Origin of the sequence: Micromonospora sp. DT81.3 (assembly GCF_049847225.1) — a bacterium.
In the GTDB taxonomy this organism is placed as follows: Bacteria; Actinomycetota; Actinomycetes; order Actinomycetales; family Microbacteriaceae; genus Microbacterium.
In genome coordinates, this window is the sequence record NZ_JBNCNY010000054.1 from 1 (window position 1) to 349 (window position 349).

At 67.0% G+C, this 349-nt stretch carries 1 protein-coding gene; it reads left to right on the forward strand.

Annotated elements, in window-relative coordinates:
- Window positions 1-167: 167 nt before the first annotated feature.
- A partial coding sequence (locus ACPW96_RS23310) for an RNA polymerase sigma factor (RefSeq protein ID WP_425886129.1) occupies window positions 168-349 on the forward strand: 182 nt, incomplete at its 3' end.

Genomic DNA, 349 nt, shown 5'->3' on the forward strand with positions numbered 1-349 from the left:
GGTGTCGGGGGCTCAGTCGTCCTGTCGTCACGCCATCCGGAAGATGCAGCTGCCGCAAGACGGTTGAACGCAGGACGGATGCCCCGGAGGGGACATCAGAATCATTTACCCTGGTGAGGAAGCGAGATGCCGTGATGCGAGCCGCTCAGAGACACGGGAGACGCCTGATGAGTGAGCGGATCGACGGCGCCGACATGCCGGACCGTGACGTCGGGGTCACCGGGTCGGGCGGTTTCGACGCAGCTCGGGCATTCGACGCGCACGGGAGCGCGCTGCTCGGGTTCGCGGTGAACGCGCTCCGCGACCGGCCGTTGGCGGAGGACTGCGTGCAAGAGACGTTTCTGCGCGC